The 7,576-nt window shown below is 72.2% G+C and carries 5 protein-coding genes; 4 read left to right on the top strand and 1 reads right to left on the bottom strand.

The features are described from left to right. Positions 1-16 precede the first annotated feature (16 nt). The 3 genes from trhP (at position 17) to C667_RS17985 (ending at position 3,526) form a co-directional block, all read left to right on the top strand. Positions 17-1,435, top strand: a complete 1,419-nt coding sequence (trhP, locus tag C667_RS17995; protein ID WP_004373741.1) for a prephenate-dependent tRNA uridine(34) hydroxylase TrhP — start codon at positions 17-19, stop codon at positions 1,433-1,435. Between the two features lie 158 nt (positions 1,436-1,593). Beyond that, positions 1,594-2,262 carry a DsbA family oxidoreductase gene (locus C667_RS17990; protein WP_004373737.1) on the top strand — a complete coding sequence of 223 codons (669 nt, stop codon included), beginning with the start codon at positions 1,594-1,596 and terminating at the stop codon, positions 2,260-2,262. 469 nt (positions 2,263-2,731) lie between these two features. Further along, complete coding sequence (locus C667_RS17985; protein WP_039922091.1) at positions 2,732-3,526, top strand: EcsC family protein; 795 nt, start codon at positions 2,732-2,734, stop codon at positions 3,524-3,526. A gap of 1,066 nt (positions 3,527-4,592) precedes the next feature. On the opposite strand, the gene C667_RS17980 is transcribed toward C667_RS17985, so the two are convergent. Next, complete coding sequence (locus C667_RS17980; RefSeq protein ID WP_004373731.1) at positions 4,593-7,169, bottom strand: EAL domain-containing protein; 2,577 nt, start codon at positions 7,167-7,169, stop codon at positions 4,593-4,595. A gap of 162 nt (positions 7,170-7,331) precedes the next feature. On the opposite strand from C667_RS17980, the gene C667_RS17975 reads away from it, so the two are divergent. Continuing rightward, on the top strand, positions 7,332-7,576 hold a 245-nt coding region (locus tag C667_RS17975; protein WP_004373728.1), incomplete at its 3' end, for a glycosyltransferase.

The following is a 7,576-nucleotide window of genomic DNA, read 5'->3' as shown; positions in this document are numbered from 1 at the left end:
GCCTGCCCGCCCCCCGATGCCCGCCTCCCCCACGGCCCCGCGCCGCCCCGAACTCCTCGCCCCCGCCGGCTCCCTGGACATGATGCGCACCGCCTTCGCCTACGGCGCGGACGCGGTGTATGCCGGGCAGCCGCGCTACTCGCTGCGCGTGCGCAACAACAGCTTCGGCCAGCTCGACACGCTCGCGGCCGGCATCGCCGAGGCGCACGCCGCCGGCAAGCTGTTCTACCTGGTCGCCAACATCTATCCGCACAACGCCAAGCTGCGCACCTTCGAGGACGACATGGCGCCGGTCATCGCCATGCAGCCCGACGCGCTTATCATGGCCGACCCGGGGCTGATCCTGATGGTGCGCGAGCGCTGGCCCGAGCTGCCGATCCACCTCTCGGTGCAGGCCAACACCACCAATTACGCGTCGGTGCGCTTCTGGCAGTCGGTGGGGGTCAAGCGCATCATCCTGTCGCGCGAGCTCTCGCTCGACGAGGTCGCCGAGATCCGCGACGCCTGCCCGGACATGGAGCTGGAGGTCTTCGTGCATGGCGCGCTGTGCATCGCCTACTCCGGGCGCTGCCTGCTGTCGGGCTACTTTAACCACCGTGATCCCAACCAGGGCAGCTGCACCAACTCCTGCCGCTGGGACTACAAGCTGCACGAGGCCGCCGACACCGCCGCCGGCGACGTGCAGGCCTGCGGCGGCGCGCCGATCGGCAACCCCAGGGACGCCGGCGCGGTCGGCACCGCCACGCGCAGCGCGCTCGACACCGCGCAGGGGCTCGCGCTCGGCGGCGGTCCGCGCCACCTCGGCGGCAGCAAGGTGTGGCTGCTCGAGGAAGGCACCCGGCCCGGCGAGCTGATGCCGATCGAGGAGGACGAGCACGGCACCTACATCCTCAACTCCCGCGACCTGCGCGCGATCGAGCACGTGCAGCGCCTGGTGGACATCGGCGTCGATTCGCTCAAGATCGAGGGCCGCACCAAGAGCCCCTACTACGTCGCCCGCGCCGCCCAGGGCTATCGGCGCGCGATCGACGACGCGGTGGCCGGGCGGCCGTTCGACACCCGCCTGCTTGGCGAGCTCGAGGGCCTGGCCAGCCGCGGCTACACCGACGGCTTCTACCAGCGCCATTCCACCCCCGAGCACCAGAACTACCTGCGCGGCCATTCCGAATCCGGCCGCAGCCTGCTGGTGGGCGAGGTGGTCGGCTTCGATGCCGCGCGCGGCCTGGCCGAGGTCGAGGTCAAGAACGGCTTCGGCGTCGGCGACCGGCTGGAGTTCGTGCAGCCCTGCGGCAACACCGAGGCGGTGCTGGCGCGGCTCTTCAACGCCGCGGGCGAGGCGCTCGAACGCGTGCCGGGCAGCGGGCGGCGGGTGTGGCTGGCGCTGCCGGCGGAGGCCGATCCAGCGCGGCCCTGCTTCATCGCGCGCTTTCTGTGAACCGCGAAGCCGCCGGCCGGCGGTGGTCGTCGGGCGCTATCGCAGCGGGCTTTTATGTGAATACCCGGTATCGAAGAATCCTTTAACCTGACCCCCGCGGCGGACGACCCGCCCGCCTCCCCGCCCTCCCGGCAGCACTTGGAAACCCCTCGCTCCCCATGATCCTGAACATCGACCTCGTCTCCGACTTTGTCTGCCCGTGGTGCTTCCTCGGCGCCGTCCGCCTCGACCGCGCGCTCGCCGAGCTGCGCGCGACCCGCCCGGACATCGAGCCGCGCATCAACTGGCTGCCCTTCTTCCTCAACCCGGACACCCCGCCCGAAGGCGAGCCCTACCGCGCCTTCCTGGAGGGCAAGTTCGGCGGCCCGGTAAAGGCCGAGGCGGTACTGGACCGGGTGCGCGAGGCCGCCGCCGGCGACGGGCTGCAGTACGCCTTCGAGCGCATCGCCACGCGCCCGAACACGCTCGCCGCGCACCGCCTGCTCTATCGCGCCCAGGCCCACGGCCACAAGCCGGAGCGCGTGCGCGCGCTCGCCCATGCGCTGTTCGCCGCGCACTTCCAGGAAGGCCGCGACATCGGCGACCTCGACACCCTGGCCGATCTCGCCGCCGCCTGCGGCGACCGCCGCGACTTGGTGCGCGAATGGCTGGAGAGCGGCGCCGAGGCCGACAAGGTGCAGCGCATGGCCGCCGGGCTGCGCCGCCAGGGCATCGACGGCGTCCCCTTCTTCATCCTCGACCGCCGCCTGAGCCTGTCGGGCGCCCAGTCCGCCGCGGTGATCGGCGCCGCGCTGCTGCAGGCGCTGGAGACCGGCAAGCCGTCCTGAGCGCACCGAGGCGCCTGCTCGCGCCTGCCGGCGCTCCTACACAAACCACCGCGCGTCCCGCCCCCTGTAGGAGCTGCGGCAGCTGCGAAAACGGCGGTCGGGCAGGTGACGCGGGCGCGGATTTCACCGCCGCATTCGCGCCTGCCGGCGCTCCTACACGAACCACCGCGGGTCCCGCCCCCTGTAGGCGCTGCGGCAGCTGCGAAAACGGCGGTCGGGCAGGCGACGTGGGCGCGGATTTCACCGCCGCATTCGCGCCTGCCGGCGCTCCTACACGAACACCCGCGCATCCGTCCGATGTAGGAGCGGCGGCAGCCGCGAATGGGGCGATTGGACGGGCGACGGGGGTGCGGGTCTCCACCTCCGCTTGCGCGCGTGCGCACGCTTCAACGCGATCCTCGGGAACACGCGGCGCTGCGGGCGCGTCTGAGACGGCATGACGCACGACACCCACCGGAACCCCATCGCCATGCCCGAGCCGATCTTCCTCGCCGACACCGACCTGCGCGCGCTCGCCGAGGCGCGCGTGCTGCTCGAGCGCCCGAGCCTGGCCGCGCGCCTGAGCAGCTTCGTCGGCAGCCCGCTGGAGAAGGGCATGGCGCGCCTGCCCGCGAGCTGGCGCGAGCGCATCGGCGGGCTCGCCCACGACGCGCTGATGAAGGCGATGGACACCGCCGCGAAGACCCTGCAGCCCGCAGTCCAGCCCGCCTCGCCGCGCCTGCACAAGCTGCTCGGCTCGGTGAGCGGCGCGGGCGGCGGCGCCTTCGGGGTCGCCGGGCTGACGGTGGAGATCCCGCTGTCGACCGTGCTGATCATGCGCTCCATCCTCGACATCGCGCGCGGCGAGGGCGAGGACATCGGCAGCGCGCAGGCTCGGCTCGCCGCGCTCGAGGTGTTCGCGCTCGGTGGCAACGCCAGCAGCGACGACGCGGCCGAGGCCGGCTACTACGCGGTACGCGCCGCGCTCGCCACCACGGTCTCGGAGGCCGCGCGCCACTTCGCGCAGAGGGGGCTGTCGAGCGAGGGCGCGCCGGCGCTGGCGCGGCTGATCACGATGGTGGCGGCGCGCTACAAGGTGCAGCTCACCCAGAAGGCCGCCGGCATGCTGGTCCCCGGCATCGGCGCGGCCGCGGGGGCGACGATCAACCTGATGTTCATGGACCACTTCCAGTCCGTCAGCCGCGGCCACTTCACCGTGCGCCGGCTGGAGCGCCATTACGGCGAGGCGGCGGTGCGCTCGGCGTGGCAGACGGTGGGGCGCTGAGGACAGGCGTTGGGAAGCCCCGCTGAACGCGGGCACGCATCGGACCGCCCATTCGCGCCTGCCGGCGCTCCTACAAGGGGACGGGACGCGCGACGGTTCGTGTAGGAGCGCCGGCAGGCGCGAAGGCGGCGGTGAAATCCGCGCCCGCGTCGCCTGTCCGACCGCCTCGTTCGCAGCTGCCGCAGCTCCTACAAGGGGGCGGGACGCGCGGCGGTTTTGTAGGAGCGTCGGCAGGCGCGAATGCAGCCGTGAAATCCGCGCCCGCGCCGCCTGTCCGACCGCCGTTTTCGCAGCTGCCGCAGCTCCTACAAGGGGGCGGGACGCGCGGCGGTTTTGTAGGAGCGTCGGCAGGCGCGAAGGCGGCCGTGAAGTCCGCGCCCGCGTCGCCTGTCCGACCGCCTCGTTCGCAGCTGCCGCAGCTCCTACACGGGGGGCGGGACACGCGGCGGTTTTGTAGGAGCGCCGGCAGGCGCGAAGGCAGCCGTGAAATCCGCGCCCACGCCGCCTGTCCGACCGCCTCGTTCGCAGCTGCCGCAGCTCCTACAAGGGGGCGGGACGCGCGGCGGTTTTGTAGGAGCGCCGGCAGGCGCGAAGGCGGCGGTGAAATCCGCGCCCGCGTGACCTGCCCGACCGCCGTTTTCGCAGCTGCCGCAGCTCCTACAAGGGGGCGGAAGCGCGGCGGTTTGTGTAGGAGCGCCGGCAGGCGCGAAGGCGGCCGTGAAATCCGCGCCCGCGTCGCCTGTCCGACCGCCTCGTTCGCAGCTGCCGCAGCTCCTACAAGGGGGCGGGACGCGCGGCGGTTTTGTAGGAGCGCCGGCAGGCGCGAAGGCGGCCGTGAAATCCGCGCCCGCGTCACCTGCCCGACCGCCTCGTTCGCAGCTGCCGCAGCTCCTACAAGGGGGCGGGACACGCGGCGGTTTGTGTAGGAGCGCCGGCAGGCGCGAAGGCAGCCGTGAAATCCGCGCCCACGCCGCCTGTCCGACCGCCGTTTTCGCAGCTGCCGCAGCGCCTACAGGGGGGGCGGGACACGCGACGGTCTTGTAGGAGCGCCGGCAGGGGCGGACGCTCATGGCGCGGCGCCGGCCGGCGGGTAGGCGGCGACGAACTCGTCCCAGGGCAGCGGCGGGCTGAAGAGGAAGCCCTGCGCCAGGTCGCAGCCCTGGCGGCGCAGGACCGCGAGGTGGGCTGCGCTCTCGACGCCCTCGGCGACTACGCGCAAGCCCAGGCTGTGGCCGAGCGAGACGATCGCCGACACCAGCGCCGCGTCGCGCGTGTTGCGGTCGATGCCGCGTACGAAGAGGCGATCGATCTTGAGCTCGTCGATCGGGAAGCGCTTCAGGTAGGCCAGCGACGAATACCCGGTGCCGAAGTCGTCGATCGCCAGGCACACGCCGAGCGCGCGCAGGTGGTCGAGGCGCGCGAGCGCGCGATCGGTGTCGTCCATCAGCATGCTCTCGGTGAGCTCCAGCGTCAGCTCGCCCGGGGTCATGCCGGTCTCGGCGAGCACGCTGGCCACCATCGCGGCGAAGCCCTCCTCGCGGAACTGGCGTGCCGAGATGTTCACCATCATGTGCAGCGGTGCGCCGCCCGCCTCGCACCAGCGCCGGTGGTGCTCACAGGCGCTGCGCAGCACCCACTCGCCGATCGGCACGATCAGCCCGGTGTCCTCGGCGAGCGGGATGAAGTCGGCCGGCGACACCAGCCCGAGGTCGGGGTGGCGCCAGCGCAGCAAGGCCTCGACGGCGATCAGCTCGCTCTCCTCGGCCTTCATCACCGGCTGGAAGTAGAGCTGCAGCTCGTCGCGCGGCAGGGCGCGGTGCAGCGCGGTCTCGAGCGCGAGGCGCTCGAGCGAGCGCGCGTTCATCGCCGGCTCGAAGAGCTGAAAGCTGTTGCGGCCCTCGTCCTTGGCGCGGTACATCGCCACGTCGGCGTGCTTGACCAGGGTGTCGGCGTCGCGCGAGTCGTCGGGATACACGGCGACGCCCACGCTGGTCGTCACCACCAGCTCGCGGCCCTCGACATTCACCGGACGACGCAGCTCCGCGACCATCCGGCGCGCCATCGTCGCCGCCTCGTCCGGGCCGGACAGGTTGTTGAGCACGACGAGGAACTCGTCGCCGCCCATGCGCGCCACGGTGTCGTCGTCGCGCAGGCTGGCGCGCAGGCGGGCGGCGATCTCGACCAGCAGCTTGTCGCCGACGGCGTGGCCGAGGCTGTCGTTGATGCGCTTGAAGCGGTCGAGGTCGACGAACATCACCGCCAGCCGGCAGCGCAGGCGCGCGGCGTGGGCGAGCTCGACCTGCAGGCGGTCGTCGAGCAGGCGGCGGTTGGGCAGGCCGGTGAGCGGGTCGTAGTAGGCGAGGTCGCGGATGCGCGCCTCGGTCTCCTTGAGCCGGCTGATGTCGGTGAACAGCGCCGCGTAATGGGTGAGCACGCCCTCGCGGTCGCGGATCGCGGTGATGTGCAGCAGCTGCGGATACACCTCGCCGGTCTTGCGCCGGTTCCACACCTCGCCTTGCCACTGGCCCTCGCGCAGCAGGCCGTCCCACATGCGCGCGTAGAAGGCCGGGCTCTGGCGGCCGGAGTTGAGCACCGAGGGGTTGAGCCCGATCACCTCTTCCGGCGCGTACCCGGTCATGCGCGTGAAGGCGGGGTTCACCGAGAGGATGCGCGCGTGCGCGTCGGTGACCATCACGCCCTCGAGCGAGCTCTCGATGACCTTCTCGGCCAGGTAGAGGTCGCGCTGCGAGGCGCTCAGCGCGCGGTCGCGCGCGCGCAGGGCGTCGTGCAGCTCGTGCACGTAGGCCAGCTCCATGCCGCTGAGGATGTCCTTGAAGCTGACCAGGTCGACCAGCTCGCCCTCGGTGTCGAGCACGCCGATGTGGCGGATGTGGCGCTCGGCGAGCAGCATGCGCACGCGGTACAGGCTGTCGTCGGCGCGGCAGGTGACGAGCGGCCGGCTGGCGAGCTCGCCGAGGGCGCGGTCGGCCGCTCGCTCGGCCACCAGGCGGGTGACGTCGCGCTCGGTGAGGATGCCGTAGCGCCCCTGGGCAGTCGCGGCGGCGGCCGCGCCGTAATCCACCACGACCGCGTCCACCCCGCCCTCGCGCATGCGCCGCGTCGCCTCGCCCAGCCCCGCCGCCGCGGGCAGCGCGTGCAGGCCGCCCTTGACCAGCGCGTCCACGCGACGCAGCTTGAGGTAGTGCTCGATGCCCTGATTGAGCACGACGTCGGTCTGCGACACGATGCCCACGCGCCGCCCGGCCTCGTCCTCGACCACGTAGTGGCGCACGTGCTCCTCGCGGAAGCGCACCGTCAGCTCGTGCAGCGGGGTCGCCACCGACACCGTGCGTACCGGCGCGCTCATCACGGCGCGCACCGGCAGGGCGAAGGTCGCGGCGTCGTCGAAATCCACCCGCAGCGCGTCGCGCTCGGTCCAGATGCCCACCACGCGGTCGTCCTCGACCACCAGGATCGAGCTCACCCGACGTTCGCTCATGCGCCGCGCGGCCTCGTGCAGGGGCGCGTCCGGCGCGCACTCGAGCAGGTTGCGGCCGATGATCTCGCCGACGCGGATCTCGTCGGTGCGGGGCATGGAGAAGGGCTCCTCGCGCAGGAGGCTGTCGGATTCAGGACGGTTCATGGGGGGCTCGACACAACTTCTAGACCTCGTTTAACGGCTGCAAGGGACTGAAACCTGAGGGGATTCGCTGCATTGTCGCATCCGCCGGGCTGCATGCCGACCCCGGCTAACCCGCAGGGATGCCTTCACCCAGCGGTAACACGCCGGGCGCATGCTGGCCGAATGCTCCGCGTCCTGATGATCTCCGATGTCTTCTTTCCGCGCGTGAACGGCGTGTCCACGTCGATCGCGACCTTTCGCCGCGCGCTCGCCGAACAGGGCGTCGAGGTCCGCCTGATCGCGCCGCGCTACGCCGACGAGGCCGAGGAGCCCGGCATCGTGCGCATCGCGGGGCGCCGCCTGCCGCTCGACCCCGAGGACCGCCTCGCCGATGCGCGCGCGATGCACGCCGCCGCGCGGCGCGAGGC

It is taken from the genome of Thauera phenylacetica B4P (genome assembly GCF_000310225.1).
Taxonomy (GTDB): Bacteria; Pseudomonadota; Gammaproteobacteria; order Burkholderiales; family Rhodocyclaceae; genus Thauera; species Thauera phenylacetica.
This window is presented reverse-complemented; position numbering and strand designations above follow the sequence as displayed.